The organism is Paracoccus onubensis (assembly GCF_003591515.1).
Taxonomy (GTDB): Bacteria; Pseudomonadota; Alphaproteobacteria; order Rhodobacterales; family Rhodobacteraceae; genus Paracoccus; species Paracoccus onubensis.
Window position 1 is genome coordinate 54527 of record NZ_QZCG01000013.1, and the last position, 26645, is coordinate 81171.

General features: G+C 59.0%; 26 protein-coding genes and 1 pseudogene. 13 read left to right on the forward strand and 14 right to left on the reverse strand.

Features of this window, described 5'->3' with window-relative positions:
* Positions 1-123: 123 nt before the first annotated feature.
* The 10 genes from D3P04_RS17755 to D3P04_RS17800 form a co-directional block, all read right to left on the reverse strand.
* A complete protein-coding gene (locus D3P04_RS17755; protein ID WP_119751209.1) occupies positions 124-459 on the reverse strand; it encodes a DUF1491 family protein in 336 nt (111 codons plus the stop codon).
* Positions 460-463: 4 nt separating this feature from the next.
* Complete coding sequence (era, locus tag D3P04_RS17760; RefSeq protein ID WP_119751210.1) at positions 464-1378, reverse strand: GTPase Era; 915 nt, start codon at positions 1376-1378, stop codon at positions 464-466.
* On the reverse strand, positions 1375-2064 hold the full coding sequence (gene rnc / locus D3P04_RS17765) for a ribonuclease III (RefSeq protein WP_119751211.1): 690 nt from the start codon (positions 2062-2064) through the stop codon (positions 1375-1377). The genes era and rnc overlap by 4 nt, the downstream gene beginning before the upstream one ends.
* Positions 2061-2855, reverse strand: a complete 795-nt coding sequence (lepB, locus tag D3P04_RS17770; protein WP_119751212.1) for a signal peptidase I — start codon at positions 2853-2855, stop codon at positions 2061-2063. The genes rnc and lepB overlap by 4 nt, the downstream gene beginning before the upstream one ends.
* A gap of 77 nt (positions 2856-2932) precedes the next feature.
* Positions 2933-3334 (reverse strand): holo-ACP synthase, encoded by a 402-nt coding sequence (acpS, locus tag D3P04_RS17775; protein ID WP_119751213.1) that lies wholly within the window; start codon positions 3332-3334, stop codon positions 2933-2935.
* 58 nt (positions 3335-3392) lie between these two features.
* The gene (locus tag D3P04_RS17780) at positions 3393-3866 is read right to left on the reverse strand and encodes a hypothetical protein (protein WP_119751214.1); all 474 of its coding nucleotides are present in this window, start codon (positions 3864-3866) and stop codon (positions 3393-3395) included.
* Positions 3863-4597, reverse strand: a complete 735-nt coding sequence (locus D3P04_RS17785; protein ID WP_119751215.1) for a pyridoxine 5'-phosphate synthase — start codon at positions 4595-4597, stop codon at positions 3863-3865. The genes D3P04_RS17780 and D3P04_RS17785 overlap by 4 nt, the downstream gene beginning before the upstream one ends.
* A gap of 27 nt (positions 4598-4624) precedes the next feature.
* A complete protein-coding gene (locus D3P04_RS17790; RefSeq protein WP_232845070.1) occupies positions 4625-5449 on the reverse strand; it encodes a 4-(cytidine 5'-diphospho)-2-C-methyl-D-erythritol kinase in 825 nt (274 codons plus the stop codon).
* A 15-nt stretch (positions 5450-5464) separates the two neighbouring features.
* Positions 5465-7348 (reverse strand): tetratricopeptide repeat protein, encoded by a 1884-nt coding sequence (locus D3P04_RS17795; RefSeq protein ID WP_119751217.1) that lies wholly within the window; start codon positions 7346-7348, stop codon positions 5465-5467.
* 92 nt (positions 7349-7440) lie between these two features.
* Entirely contained in the window at positions 7441-9111 is a 1671-nt protein-coding gene (locus tag D3P04_RS17800; RefSeq protein WP_119751218.1) for an electron transfer flavoprotein-ubiquinone oxidoreductase, read from the reverse strand.
* 244 nt (positions 9112-9355) lie between these two features.
* Here D3P04_RS17800 and greA point away from each other — a divergent pair, with 244 nt between their 5' ends.
* Together greA and D3P04_RS17810 are read left to right on the forward strand one after the other, a co-directional pair.
* Positions 9356-9826 (forward strand): transcription elongation factor GreA, encoded by a 471-nt coding sequence (greA, locus tag D3P04_RS17805; protein ID WP_119751219.1) that lies wholly within the window; start codon positions 9356-9358, stop codon positions 9824-9826.
* Positions 9827-9856: 30 nt separating this feature from the next.
* Positions 9857-10771 carry a hypothetical protein gene (locus D3P04_RS17810; RefSeq protein ID WP_119751220.1) on the forward strand — a complete coding sequence of 305 codons (915 nt, stop codon included), beginning with the start codon at positions 9857-9859 and terminating at the stop codon, positions 10769-10771.
* A gap of 47 nt (positions 10772-10818) precedes the next feature.
* On the opposite strand, the gene D3P04_RS17815 is transcribed toward D3P04_RS17810, so the two are convergent.
* Positions 10819-11640: an ABC transporter permease gene (locus tag D3P04_RS17815; RefSeq protein WP_119751221.1), complete on the reverse strand. Its 822-nt coding sequence runs from the start codon at positions 11638-11640 to the stop codon at positions 10819-10821.
* 162 nt (positions 11641-11802) lie between these two features.
* On the opposite strand from D3P04_RS17815, the gene cysQ reads away from it, so the two are divergent.
* From cysQ to D3P04_RS17855, 8 genes are all read left to right on the forward strand, one after another.
* The gene (gene cysQ, locus D3P04_RS17820; protein WP_119751222.1) at positions 11803-12600 is read left to right on the forward strand and encodes a 3'(2'),5'-bisphosphate nucleotidase CysQ; all 798 of its coding nucleotides are present in this window, start codon (positions 11803-11805) and stop codon (positions 12598-12600) included.
* A 2-nt stretch (positions 12601-12602) separates the two neighbouring features.
* Positions 12603-13403: a 3-deoxy-manno-octulosonate cytidylyltransferase gene (locus D3P04_RS17825; RefSeq protein WP_119751223.1), complete on the forward strand. Its 801-nt coding sequence runs from the start codon at positions 12603-12605 to the stop codon at positions 13401-13403.
* Between the two features lie 210 nt (positions 13404-13613).
* The gene (locus D3P04_RS17830) at positions 13614-14510 is read left to right on the forward strand and encodes a UTP--glucose-1-phosphate uridylyltransferase (protein ID WP_119751224.1); all 897 of its coding nucleotides are present in this window, start codon (positions 13614-13616) and stop codon (positions 14508-14510) included.
* A 3-nt stretch (positions 14511-14513) separates the two neighbouring features.
* Complete coding sequence (gene galE / locus D3P04_RS17835; RefSeq protein ID WP_119751225.1) at positions 14514-15500, forward strand: UDP-glucose 4-epimerase GalE; 987 nt, start codon at positions 14514-14516, stop codon at positions 15498-15500.
* Entirely contained in the window at positions 15497-16585 is a 1089-nt protein-coding gene (locus D3P04_RS17840; protein WP_232845071.1) for a glycosyltransferase family 2 protein, read from the forward strand. The genes galE and D3P04_RS17840 overlap by 4 nt, the downstream gene beginning before the upstream one ends.
* Positions 16586-16618: 33 nt before the next feature.
* Positions 16619-17647, forward strand: coding sequence for a glycosyltransferase family 2 protein (locus tag D3P04_RS17845; protein ID WP_408634392.1), 1029 nt, complete (start codon positions 16619-16621; stop codon positions 17645-17647).
* The gene (locus D3P04_RS17850) at positions 17644-19329 is read left to right on the forward strand and encodes a DUF5927 domain-containing protein (RefSeq protein ID WP_119751226.1); all 1686 of its coding nucleotides are present in this window, start codon (positions 17644-17646) and stop codon (positions 19327-19329) included. The genes D3P04_RS17845 and D3P04_RS17850 overlap by 4 nt, the downstream gene beginning before the upstream one ends.
* Complete coding sequence (locus D3P04_RS17855) at positions 19329-20738, forward strand: sulfotransferase family 2 domain-containing protein (RefSeq protein WP_119751227.1); 1410 nt, start codon at positions 19329-19331, stop codon at positions 20736-20738. The genes D3P04_RS17850 and D3P04_RS17855 overlap by 1 nt, the downstream gene beginning before the upstream one ends.
* 202 nt (positions 20739-20940) lie before the next feature.
* Here the strand turns inward: D3P04_RS17855 and D3P04_RS17860 are convergent.
* Positions 20941-21642: pseudogene (locus D3P04_RS17860) on the reverse strand (IS5 family transposase).
* A gap of 459 nt (positions 21643-22101) precedes the next feature.
* Here D3P04_RS17860 and D3P04_RS17865 point away from each other — a divergent pair.
* A complete protein-coding gene (locus tag D3P04_RS17865) occupies positions 22102-22581 on the forward strand; it encodes a hypothetical protein (RefSeq protein ID WP_182912916.1) in 480 nt (159 codons plus the stop codon).
* A gap of 315 nt (positions 22582-22896) precedes the next feature.
* Here D3P04_RS17865 and D3P04_RS17875 read toward each other — a convergent pair whose 3' ends face one another.
* Together D3P04_RS17875 and D3P04_RS17880 are read right to left on the reverse strand one after the other, a co-directional pair.
* A complete protein-coding gene (locus D3P04_RS17875) occupies positions 22897-23628 on the reverse strand; it encodes an anti-sigma factor family protein (RefSeq protein ID WP_119751229.1) in 732 nt (243 codons plus the stop codon).
* Between the two features lie 52 nt (positions 23629-23680).
* Positions 23681-24172: an RNA polymerase sigma factor gene (locus D3P04_RS17880; protein ID WP_119751230.1), complete on the reverse strand. Its 492-nt coding sequence runs from the start codon at positions 24170-24172 to the stop codon at positions 23681-23683.
* A gap of 97 nt (positions 24173-24269) precedes the next feature.
* Between D3P04_RS17880 and D3P04_RS17885 the strand changes: the two genes are divergently transcribed.
* Both D3P04_RS17885 and D3P04_RS17890 read left to right on the forward strand, forming a co-directional pair.
* On the forward strand, positions 24270-25589 hold the full coding sequence (locus D3P04_RS17885) for a S8 family serine peptidase (protein ID WP_232845072.1): 1320 nt from the start codon (positions 24270-24272) through the stop codon (positions 25587-25589).
* A gap of 280 nt (positions 25590-25869) precedes the next feature.
* Entirely contained in the window at positions 25870-26607 is a 738-nt protein-coding gene (locus D3P04_RS17890) for a calcium-binding protein (protein ID WP_119751231.1), read from the forward strand.
* Positions 26608-26645 lie beyond the last annotated feature (38 nt).

Genomic DNA, 26645 nt, shown 5'->3' on the forward strand with positions numbered 1-26645 from the left:
TAATCTGCAATTTGAGAGGGCGCCAGAGGCTGAATGAGCTGTTGCAAAAAGCAGAGCCGGGCTGGAGATACAGGGCGATGACGGCATGGGCCTCAAGCCCGCATGATCTGACTGCCGCCGCCCCTATCCCAAACCTTCCTCATCCAGCAAAGCCCGCCCATCCCGGCTTTCGATCTCGATTACCCAGAGGTCGGGGTCGAAGCCGCGTTGTCTGCGGATGGCGTCGTCCACATCGGCCTCGGAGCCATCGGCGATCCGGTTCCACGAGCGGATATCCGTCTCGAAATCCCATTCCCGGGCGTAAAGCTGCGCTGTGCCGTCGAGCCGGGCGCATTTGACCAGCACCGCGCCTGCAGTATCATCGCCATGCACCAACACATAAGCCGGAATATTCGCCTGCCCCAGCCGCGCCAGATAGGCGGAAACCCAGATGCCCGTGGCAAGCCGCGGCTCCGCCACGCCATCACCCGCCGTCGCGGAAATCGAGGCCCATCTCGCTGTAACGCTCGGCCTCGTTCTGCCAGTTCTCGCGGACCCGGACCTGAAGGAACAGATGGATACGGCGCCCCATGAATTCCTCCAACTCGGCCCGTGCCGCCTGCCCTACCGCCTTGACCGTCTCTCCGCCCTTGCCCAATACGATGCCCTTGTGGCCGGTACGGGCGACATAGATCACCTGATCGACGCGGGCGGAACCGTCCTTGCGTTCCTCCCATCCTTCGGTCTCGACGGTGAGCTGATAGGGGATCTCTTCATGCAGGCGCAGGGTCAGCTTTTCGCGGGTGATCTCGGCGGCGATCATGCGCATGGGCAGATCGGCGATCTGATCTTCGGGGTAGAGCCAGGGACCTTCGGGCAGAGTTTCCGCAAGCCATTTGCGCAGATCGTCGCAGCCATGACCGCGTTCGGCCGAGATCATGAAGCTGCGTTCAAAGGCGAAAGCCTCATTCAGTTGCTGGGACAGGGCCAGCAGGACTTCGGATTTCACCCGGTCGATCTTGTTGATGATCAGAGCGACAGGGGTGCGGGTTTCCTGTTCCTTCAGCGCATCGATGATGGATTGCACACCATCGGTCAGGCCGCGATGGGCCTCGACCAGCAGCAGGATGATATCGGCATCCGACGCGCCACCCCATGCCGCCGCCACCATCGAACGATCCAGCCTGCGCCGGGGACGGAAGATGCCCGGTGTATCGACAAACACGATCTGCGCCGCACCTTCGAGGGCGATTCCCCGGATACGGGCGCGGGTCGTCTGCACCTTATGTGTCACGATCGACACCTTGGCGCCGACCATGCGGTTCAGCAGGGTCGATTTGCCGGCATTCGGTTCGCCAATCAGGGCAACGAATCCGGCGCGTGTGGTGCTGCCGCTCATTCACGGCCCTCCAGCCGGTCCAGCAAGGTTTGGGCCGCTGCCTGTTCGATGCTGCGCTTGGTGCCGGTACCGCTGGCTTCGGCGCTGCGCCCATCGGCCAGCCGGACAGTAATGAAAAAGACCGGCGCGTGATCTGGCCCACCGCGACCGGTTTGCTCATAGACCGGCGGCCCCATGCCCTGCGCCTGCGCCCATTCCTGAAGCGCGGTCTTGGCATCGCGAGGATCGTCCTCGATACTGTCCAGACGGTCGTGCCACAGCCCCAAGATCACCTGCCGCGCGGTCTCGAAACCGGCATCCAGATAGATCGCAGCCAGAACGGCTTCCATCGCATCGGCCAGAACGGCTTCTTTCCGCCGCCCGCCGGACAGCATCTCCGAGCGACCCAGCCTGAGGACATCGCCAAGTCCGATCATGCGGGCAATCGCCGCACAGGTTTCGCCCTTGACCAACGCGTTGAAACGGGGGGCAAGCTGACCTTCGGTAGCATTTGCATCGGCGACGTAAAGCGCCTCGGCCATCACGAGCCCCAGCACGCGGTCGCCCAGAAATTCCAGACGCTGATTATCAGGGCGGGTCGGCGTCGCTACCGAACCATGCGTCAGCGCACGGATCAGCAGTTCGGGCCGTTCGAACTCGTGACCAAGCCGGGCCATGAAGGCACGGATATCGCCGCCAATTTTCACTCGACCGCCTTGAAGAAACGGTCGGCACGCCAAGTCCAGAAATACAGCAACGAACGGCCCGCGGATGAGAACATGATCCGGTCGGCGCGACCGATCAGGAATTCGGCGGGAACGAAACCAAGGCCGCCAACCTCTTGCGGAAAGCGGGAATCCTCGGAATTGTCACGGTTGTCGCCCATGAAGAAATATTGACCTTCGGGAACCGTGAATGTCGCGGTGTCGTCGGCAACCCAACCCTCGGTAATGTTCAGGATGCTGTGGCTGACGCCATTTGGCAGGGTTTCCGTGTAACGCTCCTTGATGCAGTCGCCGCCTTCGGGCACCGGATCGTTGACGCAGCGCGGGATCAGGCCCTGCGGCCCTTGTTGTTCCTTGATCTCGACGAAATCCTCGACGCGCTCACGCCCGGTTTCTTCGCCATTGATCCACAGGCGACCGCCCTTCATCTGGATTTCATCGCCGGGCAAGCCGACGACGCGCTTGATGAAATCAACGCCACGGGTGGGATGGCGGAACACGACGACATCGCCCCGCTCGGGCTCGGAGCCAAGAATCCGGCCCGAGATCGGGCACATCGAGAACGGGCAGGAATATTGCGAATAGCCATAGGCCATCTTGTTGACGAAAAGGAAATCGCCGATCAGCAACGTGTCCTTCATGCTGCCCGAGGGAATCCAGAAGGGCTGAAAGAACAGGGTGCGGAAAACACCTGCGATCACAAGTGCCCAGAAGATGGTCTTGACCGTCTCCCAGATGCCTTCCTTTTTCTTGCCGGCCGTGCTGTCAGCCATGACTCATGTCCTTCCAGATTACGCAAGGCGCGGCTGCGCCCGCATGTGTTTGGTCTTTTGCAGGGGGCAAAGTCAAGTCACGGCAAACGCCGAGCCTCGATCAGCACAAAAGCCTGTGCCCAAGGGTGGTCATCGGTCAGGGTGACATGGACGACGGCGTCATGACCGGGCGGGGTCATCTGCGCCAGCCTGTCCGCCGCCCAGCCGGTCAGCGCCATGACGGGCTGCCCGGTCGACAGATTGCTGACCGCCATGTCGCGCCAGCTGATCCCCATCGCCAACCCGGTTCCAAGCGCCTTCGAGCAAGCCTCTTTCGCAGCCCATCTTTTCGCCAAAGTCCCCGCCTCATCCTTGCGACGGGCAGCTTTGGCAAGTTCGGTTTCGGTAAAGACGCGATTGCGGAAACGATCTCCGAAACGGTCCAGCGTGTCCTGGATTCGTTCGATATTCGCAAGATCGGTGCCTATGCCCAGTATCATGCCTTTGGTTGTCCTGCCGGGATCGCGGATATCCGGGCAAATAAGAAATCTGTCGCTGTCACCTAACCTCCTGCAAGGCAATATCGCCGGTTTTCTGATCGATGGTGATTCCAAGCTGAAACCAGCCGTCATCCTCGCCCTGATCGTTTTCCGTCGGATATTGCCGGACCGGAATGGTCAAGGTCAGGCCCGTGGCGGGATCATATTCGGCCTGCCGTTTGGCGAAATCGATCCCGTAGAAACCCTGCCGATCCGGAACTCCGACGATCCGGCATTGGCGCCGACCGATCTCGTCATGCGGCGGGCTGAGAATCAGCAGCTTCATCGCCGCCCCCGCAGGTTCGATATAGTCCAGCAAGGTGACGCGAACCCGGCCATCGGCATATGTTGCGGTATTCTGCTCCCACGGCTCGGCGATGACATCAGCCCGCGTCGCGTCATCGCAGGGATATGTCGTCGCATCTTGCGGATCGGCCTGCGCAAGAGCCGGAGCTGTGACCACGCACAGGGTTGCGGCGATCAGGCGATTCATGACCGGGCCTCATCCATATGGCGGCGCATTTCCCGGATCGCGCCCTCAAGCCCCGAAAAGACGGATTCGGCAATCAGGAAATGACCTATATTCAGTTCCGCAACCTGAGGCAGCGCCGCGATCGGTCCAACGGTATCGAAGGTCAGGCCATGGCCAGCATGAACCTCGAGCCCAAGGCTCGCGGCGAGTTCTGCGCCTTTGGTCAGCCCCGCAAGCTCGGCATCGCGCTCGGCGATGCGGCCCTCGGTGTCAAAATCGCAATAGGCCCCGGTATGCAATTCCACCACCGCCGCACCGATACGGGCGGCAGCCTCGATCTGGTGGGGATCATGGCCGATAAACAGCGAGACACGACTGCCAGCCTCGCGCAGGGCGGCGATGAAATCGGCAAGAAATCCCTCATTTCCGGCCACATCAAGGCCACCTTCGGTCGTGCGCTCTTCCCGTTTTTCGGGAACGAGGCAGACGGCATGCGGGCGGTGACGCAAAGCGATCCGCTGCATTTCCGAAGTGGCGGCCATTTCCAGATTGAGCGGCAACCGCAGATTGGCCATCAGCCCGTCGATATCCGCATCGGAAATATGGCGGCGATCCTCGCGCAGATGCGCGGTGATGCCATCGGCCCCCGCTTCTTCCGCGATGCGGGCGGCGCGAAGAGGCTCGGGCCAGGGCGTGCCACGGGCGTTACGGATCGTGGCAACATGGTCGATATTCACGCCAAGACGCAGCATGTGGGTTCTCCGGTATCTTGAGGCAGTTTAACCAGTGGCGGGCGGCTGCGCCAGTTCCGTATGGACCGCCCACCAGCCATGCTGCCGCAACCGCTTGGCAGCGTGGGCGGCGCGGGCGGCATCTTCGAAAATCCCGAAACAGGTCGCACCGGAACCGGACATACGCGCAAACGCCGCGCCCGTCCCCCTCAAAGCCAGGATCACCTCTCCAATCACCGGGGCAAGGCGAAGCGCCGGGGCTTCGAGATGGTTTCCTGTGCCGCGCAACCAGCGGATCAGGGTCGCAAGATCGTGAAAATCGGGAAGAGGCGGAAGTGGCGGGTTCTGCCGGTTCTCCATCTGCGTGAAGACCTGTGGCGTCGACAGCGACAAGCCGGGATTAGCCAGCACCAGATGCAGCGGGGGAAGCGGAGGAAGCGGCGTCAACTGCTCACCGACCCCCTGCATCCGCGCCGGTTGAGAAGCCAGACAGACCGGCACATCAGCCCCAAGGCGCTCCAGCCCGCCGGGCAGTACATGCCCCATTCGCCGCAGCCCGCGCAGAACCGCAGCCGCATCCGCCGAACCGCCGCCGATGCCCGAGGCGACCGGCAGGTTCTTGGTCAGTCTTATGGCGGCCTGCCCGCCAGCCAGCCGCGCAGCACACAGGCACAGATTATCGTCCCCGGGGTCAAGGCCCGCACCGAAAGGACCGGCTATCGCCAGAGAAAGCGGTCCGGGCGACAGATGCACCACATCCCCGATCGCCGTGAAACAGACCAGCGAATCGACCAGATGATACCCGTCACCGCGCTGGCCGGTCACATGCAGCGCCAGATTCAGCTTGGCCGGAGCGTGCTCCGACAATTCCATTGCATTCATCGGGCGTCAGTCGCCATTCGAGGGTTCGGCATTCGCCTCGGCCTTGGGATCCGGCAATTCCGCCGTTTCGCCGGATGCCTCCTCTTCCTTCAGGACCGTGTCCAGTCCGCGATCCAGCTTGGCCCGGATCCGCTCGGGATCGACCTCGCCGCTTTCGGTCGGCTCGAAGGACAGAGCGCGCCGCCACTGCACCTCGGCCTCGCGCTGACGTCCGACTTTCCAGTAGATGTCGCCCAGATGATCGTTCACCACCGGGTCCGAAGACATCGAGGCGACCGCCTTTTCCATCGGGTCGATCGCTTCCTCATAGCGGCCAAGACGATAATAAGCCCAGGCAAGCGAATCGAGGATATAGCCGTCATCTGGCGACAGCTCGACCGCTTTGCGGATCAGTTCCAGCCCACGATCCAGATTCTTGTTCCGGTCGATCCAGCTATAGCCCAGATAATTCAGCAAGCTGGGTTCCTCTGGCTGGATTTCGATCGCGGCAAGCAGATCTTTCTCGGCACGCTTGAACTGCCCGGCGCGTTCAAGCGCGATGCCACGGGCATAATAGGCAAACCATTTTTCCTGCGGCTGCGCATCGGCAAGCAGCGAAAGCGCCTTGTCATAGGCCGGCACCGCCTGCGAGAATTTCTGTTGCTGACGCAGCAGATCCCCCAGCGCGATCCAGGCCTGCGGAAGTTCGGGATAGGCAGCGGTCAGTGTCAGGGCGGCACTTTCCGCCTCGTCAGGACGCTCGGCCTGCGACAAAGCCTCTATGCGCGACAATTCCGCAAGCGGCCGCATTTCGCCCATACGGCGAAGCGCCTCGAATTCCTGTTCGGCGAGATCGAACTGGTTCCGGCTTTGCAACAGCTGCGCGACAGTCAGGCGGGCCGCGCCAAGTTCGGGTGCAAGCCGCACCGCAAGCCTTGCATGGATCAGGGACAATGGTTCCGGATCGGGATTCGCGGCAAGCGCCGACGCGAAGGTCAGCAGCAACTGGGCAATACCGTCGGCGGGGGTTTGAACCAGATCGAAGGCGATCGGCTCTCCGGTTTGCAGCTTTTCCCTGAGATCGACAAGCTCGGGTTCCGTTTCAAGCCCCTGAACGTCATTCAGCAGTGCAAGCGCCTCGTCCCGGCGCTCAAGCTGCACGAGGATCTGCACCCGCGCGATCACGCCCAGAAGATTATCGCCGATACGCCTGTCGGACAGCAGCTTATGCGCACCTTCGTAATCCCCGACCATCGCCCGGGCGAGTGCGAGATGGTAATGAACCATCGGCGCCACATCCCGGGCATTCGCCATCTCTTCGAAGCTTTCCAGTGCGACCGATGCGTTCCCGGCGCCCAGCAAGGCCCATGCACGCATCATCCCGTCCAGCAGGTTGCCGTTCTCCCCACCCGGTTCGACGCCGCTTTCTTCCAGATTTTCAACCAGTCCCGTCCAATCGCCATGACGCGCCAGGTCAATCCGGCGAACCAGTTCGGAAAGCTCGGTTCCGCCGCCCTGAGCGGCAATTTGCCCGGCCAGCTCGGTCGCACGCTCGACATCACCGGCCGAGATCTGCGCGACAAGCGCCCCATCCTGAAGATAAAGATCGTTCGGATCGCTGGCCACCGCCTGCGAGAAATATCGCGCGGCTGCCCGGTAATCGTTAAGCACGGTTGCCATCCGCGCCGCAAGGAAAGGTCCGGCAAGCCCCTTCGTCAGGGGCGCCGGCTCCTCTTGCGCGGCGGTTTCCGCCGGAGCATCCCCTTCGGCTTCGGCGGCGGGAACCGGATCGCTGTCCTGAAGTTCCTCGGGTCGCGGCGGCGGCGGTTCCTGCGCGGTGGCGGGCGAGGTTAACGGCCAAAGCAGACCCGCACATAACGCTGCGGTCAAAGCCAAATTCGGACGGGTCATAGTCACTTCATACACCGGCTGGGCAAGGTTGAATTTACCGTAACCCTAACGCCCCCCCAGTTGATGAGCAATGACCGCCACACGGCACGGCTTCACATATTCGGGTAATTCGGCCCGTCACCGCCCTGCGGGGTCACCCAATTGATGTTCTGGCTGGGGTCCTTGATGTCGCAGGTCTTGCAATGGACGCAGTTCTGGAAATTGATCACAAAGCGCGGATTACCCGCATCCTCGACCACCTCATAGACGCCGGCCGGGCAATAGCGCTGCGCGGGTTCCGCATATTGTGGCAGATTGACCGCGATCGGGATCGTTTCGTCCTTCAGCGTCAGATGGCAGGGCTGGCTTTCCTCGTGATTGGTGAAGGAAAACGAAACATTGGTCAGCCGGTCGAACGACAGTTTCCCGTCAGGCCTGGGGTAATCGATCGGCTGGAAATCGCTGGCCTTGCCGGTCGCCTGCGCATCCGTCTTGCCGTGCTTCCACGTGCCCAGAGGGTTCCAGCCGGTCAGATTGGCCATCCACATATCGAAACCGCCAAGCGCGAGACTGGCCCAAAGCCCCAGTTTCGACCAAAGCGGCTTGACGTTGCGCACGCGTTTCAGATCCTTGCCGATCTCGCCGCCGCGCACGGCTTCGTCATACGCAGTCAGCCGGTCGCCGGCGCGGCCTTCAGCCAGGGCCGCCGCGGCAGCCTCGGCCGCCTCGATCCCGGATAACATGGCGTTATGGTTACCCTTGATCCGCGGCACATTCACCATGCCTGCCGAACAGCCCAGCAAAACCCCGCCATCGAATGACAGTTCTGGGATCGACTGCCAGCCGCCCTCGGAGATCGCGCGGGCGCCGTAAGCCACCCGTTTGCCGCCCTCCAGCAGTTCGGCCACCATCGGGTGATGCTTGAAACGCTGAAATTCCATATAGGGGTAAAGATACGGGTTCTGGTAATTCAGATGGACGACGAAACCGACCAGAACCTGATTATCCTCGAAATGATAGATGAAACTGCCGCCCCCGGCATTCTTGCCCAGCGGCCAGCCCATCGTATGCACGACCCGGCCCTTCTTGAACTTGGCAGGATCGACCTCCCAGATCTCTTTCATGCCGAGCCCGAATTTCTGCGGCTCGTGCCCTTCTGACAGGTTCAGCCTGTTGATGATTTCCTTGGCAAGACTGCCGCGCACGCCTTCGGCGATGAAGACATATTTGCCGTGCAGTTCCATCCCCGGCTCATATTGAGGCCCCGGCGTGCCGTCCGCGTTCAGCCCCATGACACCGGCCACGACGCCCTTGACCCGATCCGCGCCGTTTTCACCCTTGTCCCAGACGATCTCGCTTGCGGCCATGCCGGGGAAAACCTCAACCCCCAGTTCCTCGGCCCGCTCGGCCAGCCAACGGCAGACATTGCCCATGCTGACGACGTAATTGCCGTGATTGTTCATCAACGGAGGCATGGGCCAGTTCGGCACCCGGATCTGGCCGGACTCGCCCAGGATATAGAAATTGTCGTCCACGACCTCGGTATTCAGCGGCGCGCCTTTTTCCTTCCAGTCGGGGATCAGCCGGTTCAGCCCGGACGGATCGAGTACCGCACCCGACAGGATATGCGCCCCAACCTCTGAGCCTTTTTCCAGAACCACGACCTCGATTTCGGGATTGATCTGCTTCAGTCGGATCGCCGCAGATAGACCAGCGGGCCCAGCACCCACGATCACAACGTCATATTCCATCGATTCGCGTTCGAACTGCGCGGCTTCCGTCATGGCTGGAATTCTCCTCATCCCTTCTGGCTGAGACAGCACTACATGGCGATATCGCAATGCGCAATCATGACGCAGCGGATTGAACTGGCCAAAAACTGCCATCAAAGCAACCGCCGCTCTTGCAAAGCCCGTGGATTTGGAGTCACGATACCTGTCAACGGTTCTGACGCCCCTGTCATGTCAAATGGCGGGGGCGTTCGGTTAACTCCGACAGGATGACGCAATCCGAAAGGACAAGGCAACGATGGACAAGTTACCGATCACAAGGCGCGGCTATCAAGCACTCGAACAAGAGCTTACCCGGTTGAAATCGACCGAACGGCCGGCGATCATCCGCGCAATCGCCGAAGCGCGCGAGCATGGCGATCTGTCGGAAAATGCCGAATATCATGCGGCACGCGAGAAACAGGGCTTCATCGAAGGCAGGATCAAGGAACTGGAAGCGATCCTGTCGCGTGCCGACGTCATCGATCCGGCCAAACTGTCGGGATCGATCAAGTTCGGCGCCACTGTCGATCTGATCGACGAGGATACCGAGGAAAAGCGCCGATACCAGATCGTGGGCGAGGCCGAGGCCGATATCGAGCGTGGACTGCTTAACATGCGCTCGCCTCTGGCCCGTGCACTGATCGGCAAGGACGAGGGCGACAGCATCGAGGTGAACACGCCCGGCGGCCAGCGCAGCTACGAGATCCTCGCCATCCGGTATGAGTGACTTATGCCCCCCGGCAGCAACGGCACAGCGATGACAGAGCGCAAACCGGTCCTGATGATCGGCCTGGCACTGAGTGCGATCTGGGTGGTTCTTCTGCTGGGGTTCTGGTTACTGATCCCGGTCAGGACGGATGCGGAAACCGGCGGGATCACCCGGCTCGTGATCATCATCGGGATCGTGATGCCTCTTATCCTGATCTGGATGGCGGTCGGGCTTGCCCATGCAATCAGCGATTTGCGTGCGGAAGCCGCGGAACTGCGCTCTGATCTCGATCAGTTGAAGCAGCTGGCATCCAAGCCACCAAAATCCGCCCCACCGCAATCTGTGCCGGAACCGATGCCAACACAGCCACTCCCCGCAGCACAACCGCGCCCTGCCCCGGCTGTCGCGATCGCGCAGCCAAGGCAATCCGCGGCGGCCCCGCATCAGGCAAGCATGGATTTCGATTCCCCCGAACCGGCACCCGTTCCCGCGGATACGCTGGTTCTTGCGCTCAATTTCCCCGACGATGCGGATGATCACGAAACCATTTCAGCGCTGCGCACCGCATTGAAGGAACCCGAGACCGCCCGAGTCCTTCGCGCCGCTCAGGATGTTGTGACATTGCTTGCCGGACATGGCATCTTTATGGACGATCTGCCGCCAGAACATGTGCCGCCTGCCATCTGGAGAAAATTCGCAGAAGGTGAGCGTGGTAAGATCGCTGCCAAAATCGGCGGCATTCGCGATGCCGGCGCGTTGGAGATCGTATCCGCCCTGTTGCGCGGTGACGAGATTTTCCGCGACACCGCGCATCACTTCCTGCGTCACTTCGATACGTTATTGACCCGCGACCTGCCGCGTCTGGAAGATGTTCATGTGCAGGCATTGACCGACACGCGCACCGCGCGCGGCTTCATGCTGATCGGGCGCGCTGCGGGTGTATTCGGTCAGACCGAGGCGTGAAACAGCAGCGCAGCTTTCGGTGAAGTCCGACTGCCGGTTCAATCGGTCTATTGCGCCGCTCCCCAGCTCAGCGATTCATATTTGCGTGCGGCGAAGTTGATCAGCAACCCGACCATCAGCACTCCGATGAAAACCCAGATCGCATAATGATAGTCGGTCTTTTGCGGCGTGTAGTTGACAAACAGATATCCGCGAAGCTGGTCCACGACATGAAACAGCGGGTTCCATGAAAACCACGGCAGCACGAAATTCGGCAAGGAATTCGCAACGAACATCTTGCCCGAAGCGATCATGTTCACCCGTTGATAGACTTGGGTCATGATTCCAACCGCCTTCGGCATCCATGGCCGAAGCCCGACGAAGACCAACCCCACGCAGACGCCCCCGAACCATCCCAGCAGGAAAATGGCAAGGCAGCCGGGGAAGAAATAGAACGTGATCGGCGTCACCGCGAGGTGATACAACCCGAGAATCACGATCCCGCTCAGCATCTGCCGGTAAAGGACGGCAAGCGCCGCCGCAGCGATCATGACCGCGGCATTCATCGGCCCATGTTTCGCCAGACCTCCGCCGACGGAATAACTTCCGGAGACCTGTGCGACGGTCTGCACATGTGTCATGAACACGAAGATGCCCGACATCATGAACAGGATGAAATCACCCCGGATCGGGGAGGAGCGAATTCCGACAACGAAATACAAAAGAGCAAAAAAACCGACAAAGATGGCAGTCTGGGCGATCGTGAAAAGCAGGCCCATGACCGCGTTCCGGTCATTGTTGCGCAGATTGTAAACCGTCTGATGATAGATCAGATTCAGCGTCGTAAAGATCGCATCCAGGAAATTTCGGTTTCGGCGCTGTGTAAACAATGTAAAAATCAGTCGAATTTGTGCTTCGGATGCACACGAAATACATAATTCCGTGAGATTTGGTGGTACCACAGGCGGACCACGGTTGCACGAAGATACCCGGATATGTAAGCCCGCACAATCAAGACTTTGGCACCGAACCGCGAAGCAGAGGAAAAGTCGATGCAATTTGATCTACTTGTTACTGAAATGCGCCGCCTCGCCTTGCAGGCGGGCGAAAAGATCATGGAAATCTATAATGCCGACGATTTTGCTGTCCGGGCCAAGTCCGACGATTCGCCTGTCACGGCCGCGGACGAAGCCGCGGATGCGCTGATTTCCGCGGGGCTGCGTGCGACATTTCCCGATATCCCGCTGGTCACGGAAGAGCAGGCCGCGACTCACGGGCAGGCTGTTGGGACATTCCTGATCGTCGATCCTCTGGATGGGACAAAGGAATTCGTGCAGCGCAGGGGAGATTTCACCGTCAATATCGCCTATGTCGAGAATGGCGTTCCCCTGCTCGGCGTGGTTTACGCGCCGGCAAAAGATCGTCTGTTCTATACCACCGCAGATGGGCGCTCGGTCGAGGAACGCGGGCCGTTCGGGAACGAACCCGGCGAGGTGAACTCGATCGGGGTGAACCCCACGCCGGACAACCGGGGATTGATGGTCGTGGCGTCGAAATCGCATCGTGATGCCGCCACGGATGAATATATCGCGCGCTATTCGGCGCGGGATATGACCAGCGCCGGATCGTCGCTGAAATTCTGCCTTGTGGCAACGGGTGAGGCCGATCTTTACCCCCGGCTGGGCCGGACCATGGAATGGGACACCGCGGCGGGCGATGCCGTGCTGCGGGGCGCAGGAGGCGAGGTCGTGCGCTTCGACGACCACACTGCGCTCGCCTATGGCAAACCCGGCTTTGAGAATCCGTTCTTTATCGCATTCGCACCTGGTGTATTGCTTGTGAAGGACTGACGATGTCGGTCCTCATCCTCATCCCGGCGCGTTATGCTTCAAGCCGTTATCCCGGCAAGCCATTGGTCGGGCTGAAGGGGGCTTCGGGCGAAACGCGCAGCCTGATTCGCCGAAGCTGGGAAGCGGCCATGGCCGTGCAAGGGGCGGACCATGTCGCCGTCGCCACGGATGATGAGCGGATCAGGGATCACGCCCAGGCTTTTGGCGCCAGGGTCATCATGACCTCGCCGGATTGCCGCAATGGCACCGAACGCTGCGCGGAAGCCATGACCGCGTTTGACGATCGTCCCGAGATCGTGGTCAATCTTCAGGGTGACGCGCCTCTGACGCCCGCGTGGTTCGTCGAGGATCTGATCGCCGGACTGCGTGCTGATCCCGCTGCGGATGTCGCTACCCCGGTTTTGCGCTGCACCGGACAGATGCGCAACGACCTGCTGGCAGACCGCATGGCGGGGCGAGTCGGCGGCACCACGGCCGTTTTCGGACATGACAGGCAGGCCCTGTATTTCTCGAAGGAAGTCATCCCCTATGCCGGGGAAAACTATGGCCCGGACGATCCCAGCCCGGTCTATCATCATGTGGGTGTCTATGCCTATCGTCCAAGCGCTTTGGCCGCCTATCCGACCTGGTCCGAGGGAACGCTTGAGAAGCTGGAAGGATTAGAGCAACTGCGGTTCCTTGAACGGGGCCGCAGGCTGCTTTGCGTCGAGGTCGAGGCCCGTGGACGTCAATTCTGGGAACTGAACAACCCCCAGGACGTTACACGTCTGGAGACCATGATGAAGCAAATGGAAATCGATTGACAAAATAACGTAACGTCGGGTGTTAAGTGTGGGATAATTGTTTGAGTGGAAACCAGCCTATGATAGCATTTTAACCAGACTGTCGTCTTTCAAAGCATAAGTGATCAAACTATTTTGCGCGCGACGCGTTAAGCGCAGTGAACGTAAACATTCTTTAACTATTTCGCTTTCACATCTGTGATAGCAGACAGCAACTAAAGGGGCACTTGTATGAGCCGTAAAGTCACCAAAGCCATTTTCCCGGTTGCCGGCCTGGGAACGCGCTTCCTACCTGCGACGAAAAGCATTCCGAAAGAGATCATGACCCTGGTCGATCGACCGCTGATCCAATACGCTATCGACGAGGCACGGGCAGCCGGGATCAAGGAATTCATCTTCGTGACCTCTCGTGGCAAGGGCGCCCTCGAAGATTACTTCGATCACGCACATGAGCTCGAATCCAATCTCAAAAAGGCGGGCAAGACCGCGCTTCTGGACACGCTGCGCAAGACCAATATGGAATCCGGCGCGATCGCATATATCCGTCAGCACAAGGCGTTGGGTCTGGGCCATGCAGTCTGGTGTGCCCGCCGGTTGCTGGCCGATGACGAAGCTTTTGCCGTGATCCTGACCGATGACGTCATCATGGGCGAACCTCCCTGCCTCCAGCAGATGATAGAGGCTTATGGCGAGACCGGTGGCAGCATGGTCGCCACGATGGAAGTCCCCGAAGAGAAAGCCTCCGCCTACGGCGTTCTGGACGTGGATGAAGACATGGGCGCCATCGTCCGCGCCAAGGGCATGGTCGAGAAGCCTGCGCTTGGTTCCGCACCGTCCAATCTTGCGGTCATCGGGCGTTATATCCTTGCCCCGACGGTGATGCAGAACCTGAACAAGCTCAAGCAGGGCTCGGGCGGCGAAATTCAGCTGACCGATGCGATTGCCGATGAAATCAATGCCGGACGCGATGTTTACGGCCTGCGCTTCCGTGGTCAGCGTTTCGACTGCGGCTCCAAGGCCGGTTTCCTTCAGGCAACAGTTGCTTTCGGACTCGAACGCGACGAACTGCGCGAAGAATTTCTGGATTTCCTGCATGGCATAACCGCTATGCGCCGCGCCGCGGAGTAAGCGATGTCCGGAAAAGTATTGGTGACCGGCGGAGCCGGTTATATCGGTTCGCATGCCTGTAAGGCGCTTGCGAAGGCGGGTTATATACCTGTAACTCTGGACAATCTTTCGACAGGCTGGGCCGATGCGGTCAAGTTCGGGCCATTGGTCAGGGCCGACCTGACCGATCGCGCCGCACTGGATGCCGCATTTGCCGAGCATGAACCGATTGCTGTGCTGCATTTCGCCGCGCTCAGTCAGGTCGGTGAGGCAATGGCCGAGCCAGGCAAATACTGGCGGAACAATGTCTGGGGATCGCTGAATCTGATCGAGGCTGCGGTCGCGGCGGACTGCATGAATTTCGTCTTCAGCTCGACCTGCGCGACCTATGGCGATTGCGATGGCGAAGTTCTGGACGAAAGCTCGGCGCAAGCGCCGCTGAACGCCTATGGCGCCAGCAAGCGCGCGATCGAGAACATGCTGACGGATTTCGAGGCAGCGCATGGGCTGCGTCATGTGATCTTCCGCTATTTCAACGTGGCGGGCGCCGATCCGGACTCCGAGGTGGGTGAATTTCACCGCCCCGAAACCCATCTGATTCCGCTGATTCTCGATGCCGTCGACGGCAGGCGCGATGCCCTGACGATCCACGGCACCGATTACCCGACGCATGACGGCACCTGCATCCGCGATTATGTCCATGTCATGGATCTGGTCGATGCTCATGTGCAGGGGCTGGAATGGTTGCGGACGGGCAAGGACAGCCGGGTTTTCTGCCTTGGCACGGGTGACGGTTTCTCGGTGCGCGAAGTCGTGGATGCGACGCGCAGCGTCACCAACCGCCCCGTCCCGATGGTGGACGGCCCGCGCCGTGGCGGGGACGCGATCAAACTGGTCTGCGGCAGCCAACGCGCGAAGGACGAACTGGGTTGGCGGCCCGAGCGCTCGACCATGAAGCAGATGATCGCCGACGCCTGGCGTTGGCATCAAAACGGCAATTACCAGGCTTGACCACGGCAACCGGACAACACGCCAGCCGTCTGCGGCGGCTCTGGTCCCGATATCGCTTGCGATGGAAGCGGCGTGAGATCCTGTGGCGCGCCATTCGCGTGGGCCGCAGACTCACGCCGCTTGCCGATCGCACCGCTGCAATCCGCAAGGATGACATCCTGCTATTCGCGACCATCCGGAACGAGGCCGGCAGGCTTCCGGAATTTCTGGCGCATTACAGGAAGCTGGGCGTCCAGCATTTCCTGATCGTGGATAATGACAGCGATGACGGCTCGACTGCGCTTCTGCTTGAACAGCCGGATCTGTCCCTGTGGCGCAGTCGGGAAAGTTATCGCGGCGCGCGTTTCGGCATGGACTGGATCGGGGCTCTTCTGCTGCGATATGGTCACGGTCATTGGTGCGTGACGGTCGATGCCGATGAGCTGCTGATCTATCCCGACTGGGAGCGTCGCACCCTTTCCGGGCTGACCCGTTTTCTTGATGATCAACAGATGGTCGGCATGGGTGCCCTGATGCTGGACCTGTATCCGCAGCAGCCATTGGGTCAGGCCGAAGCGCCTCAGGATGCCCCCCTGACAGAGCGGCTGCCCTGGTTCGATGCCGGTCCCTATCGCTGCGAAATCTCGTATCCCAAGGGCAACCGCATTTTGCGCGGCGGCGTACGGGAACGGGTATTTTTTCAGGACGACCGGGATATCTCACCCACTCTGAACAAACTACCGCTGATCCGCTGGCATTGGCGATATGCCTATGTAAATTCGACACATTCGCTTTTGCCCGGTTATCTGAACGAGCTTTATGACGGCCCCGGGGATCCCCGGCCCAGCGGTGTGCTGCTGCACAGCAAGTTCCTGCCGGAAATCATCGGAAAATCGTCGGAAGAGCTGAAACGACGTCAGCATTTCTCGAATCCGGATCAGTTCGTCGACTATCATCAGACCCTCGTTGAAGAGCCCATATTGTGGAACAGCGACTCTCAGCGCTATACGGGATGGAAGCATCTGGTCGAGCTTGGCCTGATGGGAACGGGGCAGGCATCGGACTTGCCCCTTGAAACGGCAAGGCATAGTGCAGAAACTGAATAGATTTTTATGTTATCGCATTGACGGGTGCCCATCGTGCAGGGTCTGAAACATCTGCCTTTACCGGCCAGGCTACGTCGCCGCGCAGAGCGTCAATGGCTGATCGCCCGCGCGATCAATCGCCGTCGTGCCCTGACCCCGGTAAGCGACCGCACCGATCAGATCCGGAAACGGGATATTCTGGCATTTGTGACGCAGCGGAACGAAAGGGTGCGGCTACCCTATTTCCTGGAATATTATCGCAATCTCGGAGTCCGGCATTTCCTGTTCGTCGATAATGCCAGCACAGATGGCAGCACGGAATATCTGAAGGTTCAACCCGATGTTTCGCTATGGCAGACCCGTGCCAGCTACAAGCAATCGCGTTTCGGGATGGACTGGCTGGGCTGGCTGTTGTTTCGATATGGTCACAACCACTGGTGCCTGACGGTCGATCCCGATGAATTCCTGATCTATCCGCATTGCGACACCCGTCCGTTAACCGCCCTGACCGATTGGCTGTCTGATTCCGGGCACAGATCATTCCCGGCGATGCTTCTGGATATGTATCCCAAGGGCAATCTGGACGATGAAACCTATCGCGAGGGCCAGAACCCGTTCGAGATCGCCTGCTGGTTCGACCCCGCCAATTATTCGATCAGGAAGAATAATTATCTTGGCAATCTCTGGGTACAGGGCGGCCCGCGGACCCGGGCATTCTTTCCCTATAACCCTCAGTCGGGCCCGGCATTGAACAAGATTCCGCTGGTTCGATGGAACAGGCGCTTCACCTATTACAGCTCGACCCATATGCTGCTTCCCCGGTCACTGAATCAGGTTTTCGACGAGGACGGAGGAGAGATGGCATCGGGCTGCCTGCTACACGCCAAATTCCTGTCCACATTCGCGAAAAAATCCACCGAAGAACTGGATCGCGGCCAGCATTACGGAAACAGCCAGGAATACCGCGCCTATCATGCCGGATTGCAGCAGGGCGTGCGCCTGTGGTGCAGCGAGTCGCGAAGGTTCCGCGACTGGCGGCAGCTTGAGGATCTTGGCCTGATCTCAAGCGGGAACTGGCCATGAGCGCACCGGTCAATATGGGCGTGGTCCTTCTGTGCCACGAGAATTTGCAGATGGCGGCACGGATCGCCCGGATCTGGGCCGAGGGCGGGGCGAAAGTCGCGATCCATGTCGACGCGAAATCTCCTGAAACCGAAATAGATCAGATGAAGGCCGCGCTGTCGGATCTGCCCGGCATTCGCTTTTCCCGCCGGGTTCGCTGCGGTTGGGGGCGCTTCAGCCTGATCGAGGCAACGCAGCATGCGGCATCCCTGCTGCTGGAGGAATTCCCCGACTGCACGCATGTCTATCTTGCATCCGGTTCCTGCCTGCCATTACGCCCGATCTCGGATCTCGCCGCATTTCTCGCCTTGTCCCCCGACCGTGACTATATCGAAAGCGTTGACGCGAATGAGGTCGCATGGGTCATCGGCGGGCTGAACAAAGAACGCTTCACGATGTATTTCCCGTTCGACTGGCGCAAACGACGCAAACTGTTCGATTCCTGCGTCAATCTTCAGCGACGGCTGGGCATCAGGCGAAGATTGCCGCGCGGTCTTACCCCGCATCTCGGCTCGCAATGGTGGTGCCTGACCGCGCGGACGCTGCGTGCAATCCTGGACGATCCGCGGCGCTGGGAATATGATCGTTACTTCCGCCGAAGCTGGATCCCCGATGAAAGCTACTTCCAGACGCTGGCTCGGCGACATTCGAACAGGATCGAAAGCCGTTCGCTGACATTCTCGCGTTTTGATCATCGTGGACGGCCCTATCGGGCCTATGACGACCACATCCCGATACTCGAGGAATCGAATTGTTTCGTCGCGCGGAAAACCTGGCCGGGTGCGACCCGCTTGCTGGAGCATTTTCCCAGACCCGCCAAATCCGACCCCGATCCCTCACCCCCGCAACCCGCCCATATCGAAAGACTGATCGCGCGCGCGCTCAGCCGCCGGGTTCTGGGGCGTCCGGGCCTGTATATGCAAAGCCGTTTCCCCCGGAAGGATGCCGAGAACGGAAAGACCTCTGCGCCCTACGCCTTGTTTCAGGGACTGACTGACATTTTCCCCGATTTTGAGACATGGCTGGCCGAACATCTTTCCGGCGACGTTCACGGCCATCTTCTGGGACCGGAAAAGGTGGAATTCGCAGGCCGGCCCGAGATCGGGCCCGGAGCATTGTCCTGCAGTGCCGAGATTCGTGATTACGACACCCAGCGCTTCCTTGCCGCGTTGATCCGCGTCACCGAAAAGATGCAGATCTTTCAGTTCAGCCCCCGCGACAATCAAAGCCTTAACTGGTTCATGGCGACCGATTCCAACGCCACGCTTTTCGTGGTGACCGGGGCCTGGAACCTGCCGCTGCTCGAAACCGGGATGCCCTTCGACGACGTTCGCCGGATTACCGCCATGCTCCAGCGAACCGAGATGGATCAGCTTGAGATTCTCAATTCCGTTTGGGTCAAGGCGCGCGTCCAACTTTGGGAATTCAACGATTTCATCGCAAGACCCCAGGCGATCCTTGACAAGGCACTGGGCCAGATCGACCCGAATGCCAAACCCATCACCAGCCTGCCCCCCATGCGCGATACCACGGGACTGGCAGAACATCTGCAACGTCTGCGCAATTCCGGGCTGCATCCACGCCTGACCGGCGATCAGCCGATCACCAAGGCATCGCATATCCTGACAAGGAACGAAATCTGATGACCGACGCTTTTCGCAGTTTTGTGATCTTCGCCGAAATGCGCACCGGCTCGAATCTGCTCGAGGCAACGCTGAACGCCGTCAGGAAAGTCACCTGCTTCGGAGAGGCGTTCAATCCCTATATGATGGGCTGGCCGGACAAGGATGAAATGCTGGGGATCACCCGCGACGAGCGGGAAACCGATCCGATGCGGCTGCTCGACAAGCTTTTCAACAAGCCTGATCATCTTCCGGGATTCCGCTATTTTCACGATCACGATCCGCGGGTGTTCGACGCCATTATGGACGACCGTCGCTGTGCAAAGGTCATCCTGACCCGCAATCCATTGGAAAGCTATGTCTCGACCCGGCTGGCCTGGGAAACGAACCAATGGAAGCTGAATGAAACCGAAACCCCGATCCCGGCATCGATCACCTATAACCGTGAGGAATTTCGCCAGACCCTGTCGAAGCAGATCGAGTTTCAGCGGCGGATCGTTCATCATCTTCAGTCCACCGGTCAGAGTGCATTCTGGCTTGATTACAACGATCTCCGCGACAGCTCGGTGATGACCGGCCTGCTTCACTGGCTTGGCCGCAGCGACGTGCAGAATGTCAAACCCGCAAGCGATCAGGTTCCGCAAAATCCGCGCTCCATGGAAGAGAAGGTCACGAATTTTCAGGAGATGCAGGACGATCTGCAGCAACTGGACCCGTTCGCGATTGGGCAGATCCCGAATTTCGAGCCCAGCCGAGGTCCCGCCGTCCCCAGTTTTCTGACCAGCGAGGCAGGCTCGGGCCTGCTTTACATGCCGGTCAGGGACGGAGGAGCAGTTCCGCAAGAAGGGTGGTTCGAGGTTTTGGGGCAAACCGGGCGCAACCATACGCAAAACAGCCTGCGCCAGTGGAAGCGGCAACATCCGGGACATCGCAGCTTCATCATCCTGCGGCATCCGCTGCACCGCGCCTGGGAGGCCTTCCTGCATCTGCTGTCAGAGGCCAAACCTGAACTGCGGCAATTGATGCGCGAGGTTCATCGCGTGGATCTGCCTGTGGATGACGCATTGACCGACTTGGACGATGCGAGCACAGTCAGGCTGTTCCACCAGTTCCTTGAATTTCTGGGCCGCAACCTCAACGGCCAGACCACGCTTCCGACCCACCCTCATTGGGCAAGTCAGTCCGCGGTGCTGGCGGGCTTCAGCCAGTTCGTGCAGCCCGATATTCTGATCCGCGAGGATCGTCTTCAGGCAGATATCGACTATCTGTGCCAAAGTGCGAATATCCCCGACCCGCAGCTCGAGCGTATCGAAATTCCGGCACCGCCGGCACTCCTGTCGGATAAGGAGCTGATAACCGCCGCTTTTTCCGCCTATCAACGCGATTACGTGGCATTCGGCTTCCGAAAGAACCCCGCAAGCGGCGCATGAACGGCATTATCGTCTGGAACGGATGCAGAGGTTTTCTTGGACAGCGCGCCGAACGGAACTGGAATAAGCACGCAGGGTGAGGCGATGAAAGGTCCACGCTATCGATTAGCGCGGGACAGAACCCATTTCTCTGTGGCCATCGGAAAATAAAATCATCCGCCGTGAGGCCGCTGACACCCTCCAGGGTCCATCCCTATAAATTTTAAATCCAGAAGATCATGATGGCGGTGGGGATGATGGCGTTTAGGAAGATATCTCCACATCGCTCGCAGCGTGTCACGATATCGCGCGAGTCTTTCAGTCAGTTGAAGGCGTTCTCGATACGGTAACGCTTTCGATAAAGGCGCCTGTTGTATCTGGCGGGCTTCTTGCGCTTTTTCCGGGGCGGTATATCACGCTCCTTGAGAGCATCTTGCAGCCAATCGGCATCATATGCCTTATCGCCCAGGACGCGCCTGGCGGGAGGTAAGTGACACAGAAGCGCAAGAGCGCCACGACTGTCAGCCATCTGGCCAGGATGGCAGGAAGAAGTTCAACGGCCGCCCTTGCCGTCGCTGAGCATGTGCAGCTTGGAGTTCAGGCCGCCATGCGGTGCGCCTTCAGAAACGTGCTGTCGATCATCAGAGTATCGCCTTGGTTTCCAGGCTGCGCCAATTCTTGAAATATTCGCGCGAAAACGCCCATCCGGAACCAGCGGGCAAACCAGATTATACAGGGTCTTGCAGGGGCCATGGACTGCAGGCGCATCCTGCCAGCGAAGCCCATATTGCTTGACGGAGATGATCCCACTTAGAACCCTGCAGTCATCCGATCTGGCGCGCCCTCGGAGCTTGGGGAAGAAAGGTTGAATACGCCGCATCTGTTGCGTGCTCAGCCAGAAATATCGCTTGTCTCTTTTGCTCATGACAAGCGTGAATCATTCAACAGAAATTTATAGGGATGGACCCTAGGGAATGTTCGATTTTCAGGACACAAATCAAACATGGTTTATTTTCTGCAATCAATACCCATACAATACCACAATAAAAATCTGTAATCTGGTATTTAAAACATAAGTTTTGTTAAGAAATTTCACGAATACGTGACCAATCGTGATGATATTATTACATGATAAAATTGCTGAATCCCTTCCCCCACAAAACCATGACAAGAAATGCAGATTTTTTATTTCGATATCTGCAAATTACAACAATCAATAAAATCAGTTATTTATATAAATTTGTCCCGAACGAAATTCATGATCCACCGCTCAATGATCTGGATTTTTCAAAATTATCCCCTGTATCCCACCAAATCGTTTGACATGATGCATGCTTATCCTCCATCCTTACATTTCAAAATATAAACAGGGAGAGCATGAAATATGTTTAAAAAACTTCAGGAATATCAACCAACCAAAGGAACTTTGGCATGGACTGCGGTTGGTACTGCAGTTCTGACGATGGTTATCGGATTCACCGCAGGCGGCTGGGTGACCGGTGGATCCGCTCGGGAAATGACAGAGCAGGCGACAAATGACAGCCGCAAACAACTGGTTGCTTCCATCTGCGTCGACAGGTTCGTATCGGATGTCAACGCCGCGGACAATTTCGCAAAGTTGAAGGAGGCAAGATCCTATGAGCGGGACAATCTCATCGAAGATGGCGGCTGGAGCACGATAGACGCGCTGGAGGATCAGATTTCCGGGGCAGCCGATCTATGCGCCAAGCAAGTTGCCGCACTGGACGAGCTTCCTGAAGTCAAGATGGATGCCGTCGCCGATGTTGGCGGTACCGAGACAGTTCCAGCATCAGAGGCGAATACGACCGATGCCGTGCCGGGCGAAGGCGAGAATGCAGGTTAGATTCCGGTATTCCCAAAGCGCTAGAACTCTCTCCTGATCAACATTCGGGCGCCCACAAACCAATTGGGCTCCCGGACAGTTTGCGTTCCTGATCCGCCCTCGCATACGCGCCCAGTCACGCAGATTTCGGAAGAACGTCTGTCTCGTGATCAGCCTCGGCCAAACGGTTACGGTTGACGGCGCGGACACTGGCGGGCATGAAATTATCGCAACCGGAATGAATAACGAAACCATGACGCTTGGGGTCAGGACCGACTGACCGGGCTGTGTTTGGAAGATGTTCATCCGGACTTGCCATGCCGCGAACGCCAAATGTCATTCGGCTAAGGCTGCAGCCTCCTCTTCCGGCGTCAGAGGAGCGCCAGCTTGGGTATTGGCAAGAAAGGCGTCCAATTCCTCAAGCTCGCCCGCAGCAGGCACATAACCGTCGGTGGCAGCTTCGACATCCATTGCGAAGCGTGGTGACCAGTCATCCCGATCACGGCACGCAACGCTGATCTTCATACCGGTGGCGTTATGCGTTTCGAACTCCCGGCACAATTCGTCTTTGCCATTCCGATATGACGCGATCATGGTAAGGGTAGTCTGTTCGTCCAGCGCCTGCGCCTCGCCCGATGGCAGATTGTCCAACGCGGCGACCTGCGCAGCGTCCAGCCTAGCGGAGCCGGCGGAATCGCCCAGCTGCCACCACAACCCGCCGCCGATCAGGGCCAGGGCCAAAGCCGCGGCAATTGCCGCCAGCGGACGACGATTGATGTTTCCGGGCGTCGCAGCGGATATATCGACGGCGCCGGACGTGGCTGCGGCGGTATTGGCCGGGGCAACGGATGCCGCCCGAATTCTGGCGATCAGCTGGGCATCCTGTGCCGAGGATTGTGCAAACGCGTCCTGCGCTTCAGCCTGCAAGCGGTTCCGACTTTCGGAAAACAGTCGCAGCCGGGCCTGCAAATCGGGATCGGCATCGATTGCCGCCGCAACCCGGGTCGTTGTCGCTGGGTCAAGTTCACCATCGGCAAAGGCCATTAGTGTTTCGTCATCGATCTGCATGCACGCCTCGAACAGCTTGAGTAGATATCGCCTTCAACTTACGGTCCGACAGTCATTTTATTCCCAGCTTTTCTGAAAGGGCCATCCGCGCCCGAGCCAACCGGCTCATGACCGTTCCCTTGGGTATACTCAGTACTTCCGCTGTTTCGGCATAACTCAGTTCCTCGATGCATACGAGATGCAGGATGTCCCTTTGCTCGACCGGCAGGGTTTCCATCGCGTCCAGCGCAGAGTGCAGCATCAGGCGCGTCTCGACCGTCGCTACGCCATCGGTGGAAACGATATCGGGCATTTCAAACACATCGAGCTGGGTGCCCTGCGTCCGATTCCGCCGGGTCATGTCGATATAGGCATTGCGAAGGATACGGAACAACCACGGTTCCAGCCGCATCCCTGAATCATAACTGGCATGGTTGGCCAAAGCACGCTCGACCGTGATCTGCACCAGATCATCCGCGATATCGACCCGCCGTGACAGCGAAATGGCATAGCGACGCAGATTTGGCAGCAATTCAATCAGCGATTCGCCGAACGCGGCGTCCATAGATTCTCCTCTGCCCTGTTATTTTCCCTAAAACTGACGGAATAATTGGAAGGATCGGTCGTAAATGTCCAGAAACCAGACCTCGAGAGGCGTTACAATGTCACGAACACTTTGCATGATTGCCATCTTTCTGGCGGCATTCTGCATACAACCCCAGTTTGGTCCAGATGGTCCGGGGCTGGTCCGAATGGCTCTGGCGGATGATGATGATGATGATGACGGGCCCCGTCGTGTTCGCCGTCCCGCGATCACGGATGATGACGACGACGATGGACGGGTCATTCGCCGCCGGGTCCCCGCGCCTGTGATCGCCCCACTGCCTCGGCGCGCGCCTGAAGAGATCCTGGTGCGCGGGCTGACTGACGAGGAACTGGATGTTCTCGAGCAGCAGGGATTTGCGCTACTGGCGCGACATGAACTGTCATCCGGTCAGTCCCTTATGCGCATGCGCAAGCCCAGGGAAATGACCATGCAGCAGGCAAGGCAGATCGCCCGGGAACTGGATTCGTCTGAAAGCGCGGATTTCAACCATTACTACCGTAGCGAACAGGCCGAATCCTGCCACGGTATCGATTGTCTCGCGCGGCAGGTCATCGCATGGCCGGTCACGCATTCCGGCTGCGGTTCCTTGCCTGTTATCGGGATGGTCGATACGGGACTGAATTCCGAACATCCGGCACTTTCGGATGCGGATATTCATGTACATCGAATCGCCGCAAGCGATCCGGCCGAAGCATCCGGACTATTGCACGGCACGGCGGTAGCGTCCTTGCTGGTCGGCGATACCGACAGCCGCTCACCGGGATTGATCCCGAAAGCACGGCTTGTCGCGGTCGATGCCTTCCAGAAAGTTCAGGAAGATGAGCGCACAGATGCTTTCGCGCTGATTCAGGCACTTGATTATTTGTCCCGGCAGAACGTGAGAATCGTGAATCTGTCCCTGGCTGGTCCGCCGAACGCAACGCTCAGATCTCAGATTACCCGGATGGCAGCCGACAATATCGTGCTCGTGGCAGCCGCCGGAAATTATGGTCCTTCGGCCAAGCCCGCTTATCCCGCCGCGTATGATCCTGTCATCGCCGTGACCGCTGTGGATCGGCGTAGGCAGGTCTATCGTCGGGCAAATCGCGGCGAGCATATCGATCTGGCGGCTCCGGGTGTGAATGTGTGGACTGCGGCGTCGATCAGCGGTGCGCGCACCAAGACCGGCACCTCCTATGCGGCGCCTTTCGTGACGGCAGCGGCGGCATTGTTGTTACAAAGCAGGCCGGAGCTGTCCGCAGCAGCTGTTCGCGAACAGCTTGTGATACGGGCGCGTGATCTGGGCAGCGAAGGGCATGACAACATCTTTGGCCACGGCTTGCTGACACCTCCCGATAGCTGCGGGACGCCTGCGACCGGAATTGATGCCGGATAGGCTGATTCTGCCTTTCGGCGTTAACCTGCGGCCAAATGTACGTGGCCCGAAACCGAAGCGGAGTTTCGCCACAATTTCAGTTCTTAAAAAAATCACGGTCCAGGGAATAATATTGCGTTACCCGCGTAATCGCAGTGGCTTCGGACAAACCGGTAGATCACCAAGCGTCGACCGGTGCCCATTCCGAAAAATGGGTGTCAGAACCCTCGGACCATGCGGCGGCACATCGTGCTAAGACATGTTCGGGCAAGGAAACCTTTTATCGTAAGGATGCACAAAAATGGCAATGCTCTATGGTAACGGCTCGGCCAACCGCCTCAACGGGACTGCAGGCGCCGACATCATCTATGGTCGAGACGGCGAGGACACGATTTCCGGCAACCGCGGGAACGACCGCCTTTTCGGTCAGGACGATGACGACCTGATTTACGGTGGCAGCGGTGCGGATACGATCATCGGCGGCAAGGGCGAGGATCGCCTGTTCGGCGGCGATGGCGCGGATCTGATCCGCGACGAAAGCGGCAACGATACTCTTGATGGCGGCGCGGGTCACGATACTCTCTATGCAGGAGAAGGTAATGATGTGATCCGGGCAGGCGGCGGGGCGGATCTTGTCTATGCCGGGGAAGGCAATGACACTATCCGTCTGGCCGACGGCAATGACAGGGCATTTGGCGGTTCGGGTGACGACGTGATCCGAGGTGGTTCGGGCGCCGACCGGCTGTTCGGCGGCGAAGGCAATGATACGCTGAATGGCGGCACCGGAAACGACATATTGACGGGCAATGAGGGAGCCGATCGTTTCGTCTTCATTGGCGGGACCGACCGGATCACCGATTTCGAACCTGGAGACGATCAGATAAGCCTCAGTAACTGGGCACGTTTCGATAGCTGGCGGGATGTTCAGGACGCCGCCCGACAAGTCGGAGACAATGTCCATATCGTGATCGGAGATCATCGTTTGATCATCGAGGATTTCAGCCGTTCGCAAATGGATCGCGACGATTTTCTTTTCTGAAAACCATGCGCCCGGAAAGCGCAGATATCGAGAAGCCC

Excerpts from the sequence above, each read along its gene's own strand:
- D3P04_RS17795 (WP_119751217.1), bottom strand. The coding sequence starts at position 7,348 with ATGACCCGTCCGAATTTGGCTTTGACCGCAGCGTTATGTGCGGGTCTG.
- lepB (WP_119751212.1), bottom strand. The coding sequence starts at position 2,855 with ATGGCTGACAGCACGGCCGGCAAGAAAAAGGAAGGCATCTGGGAGACG.
- D3P04_RS17810 (WP_119751220.1), top strand. The coding sequence starts at position 9,857 with ATGACAGAGCGCAAACCGGTCCTGATGATCGGCCTGGCACTGAGTGCG.
- D3P04_RS17865 (WP_182912916.1), top strand. The coding sequence starts at position 22,102 with ATGTTTAAAAAACTTCAGGAATATCAACCAACCAAAGGAACTTTGGCA.
- era (WP_119751210.1), bottom strand. The coding sequence starts at position 1,378 with ATGAGCGGCAGCACCACACGCGCCGGATTCGTTGCCCTGATTGGCGAA.
- D3P04_RS17875 (WP_119751229.1), bottom strand. The coding sequence starts at position 23,628 with ATGCAGATCGATGACGAAACACTAATGGCCTTTGCCGATGGTGAACTT.
- greA (WP_119751219.1), top strand. The coding sequence starts at position 9,356 with ATGGACAAGTTACCGATCACAAGGCGCGGCTATCAAGCACTCGAACAA.
- D3P04_RS17890 (WP_119751231.1), top strand. The coding sequence starts at position 25,870 with ATGGCAATGCTCTATGGTAACGGCTCGGCCAACCGCCTCAACGGGACT.
- D3P04_RS17855 (WP_119751227.1), top strand. The coding sequence starts at position 19,329 with ATGACCGACGCTTTTCGCAGTTTTGTGATCTTCGCCGAAATGCGCACC.
- D3P04_RS17780 (WP_119751214.1), bottom strand. The coding sequence starts at position 3,866 with ATGAATCGCCTGATCGCCGCAACCCTGTGCGTGGTCACAGCTCCGGCT.
- D3P04_RS17790 (WP_232845070.1), bottom strand. The coding sequence starts at position 5,449 with ATGGAATTGTCGGAGCACGCTCCGGCCAAGCTGAATCTGGCGCTGCAT.
- D3P04_RS17830 (WP_119751224.1), top strand. The coding sequence starts at position 13,614 with ATGAGCCGTAAAGTCACCAAAGCCATTTTCCCGGTTGCCGGCCTGGGA.
- acpS (WP_119751213.1), bottom strand. The coding sequence starts at position 3,334 with ATGATACTGGGCATAGGCACCGATCTTGCGAATATCGAACGAATCCAG.
- D3P04_RS17850 (WP_119751226.1), top strand. The coding sequence starts at position 17,644 with ATGAGCGCACCGGTCAATATGGGCGTGGTCCTTCTGTGCCACGAGAAT.
- D3P04_RS17825 (WP_119751223.1), top strand. The coding sequence starts at position 12,603 with ATGTCGGTCCTCATCCTCATCCCGGCGCGTTATGCTTCAAGCCGTTAT.
- galE (WP_119751225.1), top strand. The coding sequence starts at position 14,514 with ATGTCCGGAAAAGTATTGGTGACCGGCGGAGCCGGTTATATCGGTTCG.
- D3P04_RS17885 (WP_232845072.1), top strand. The coding sequence starts at position 24,270 with ATGTCACGAACACTTTGCATGATTGCCATCTTTCTGGCGGCATTCTGC.
- D3P04_RS17785 (WP_119751215.1), bottom strand. The coding sequence starts at position 4,597 with ATGCTGCGTCTTGGCGTGAATATCGACCATGTTGCCACGATCCGTAAC.
- D3P04_RS17880 (WP_119751230.1), bottom strand. The coding sequence starts at position 24,172 with ATGGACGCCGCGTTCGGCGAATCGCTGATTGAATTGCTGCCAAATCTG.
- D3P04_RS17800 (WP_119751218.1), bottom strand. The coding sequence starts at position 9,111 with ATGACGGAAGCCGCGCAGTTCGAACGCGAATCGATGGAATATGACGTT.
- cysQ (WP_119751222.1), top strand. The coding sequence starts at position 11,803 with ATGCAATTTGATCTACTTGTTACTGAAATGCGCCGCCTCGCCTTGCAG.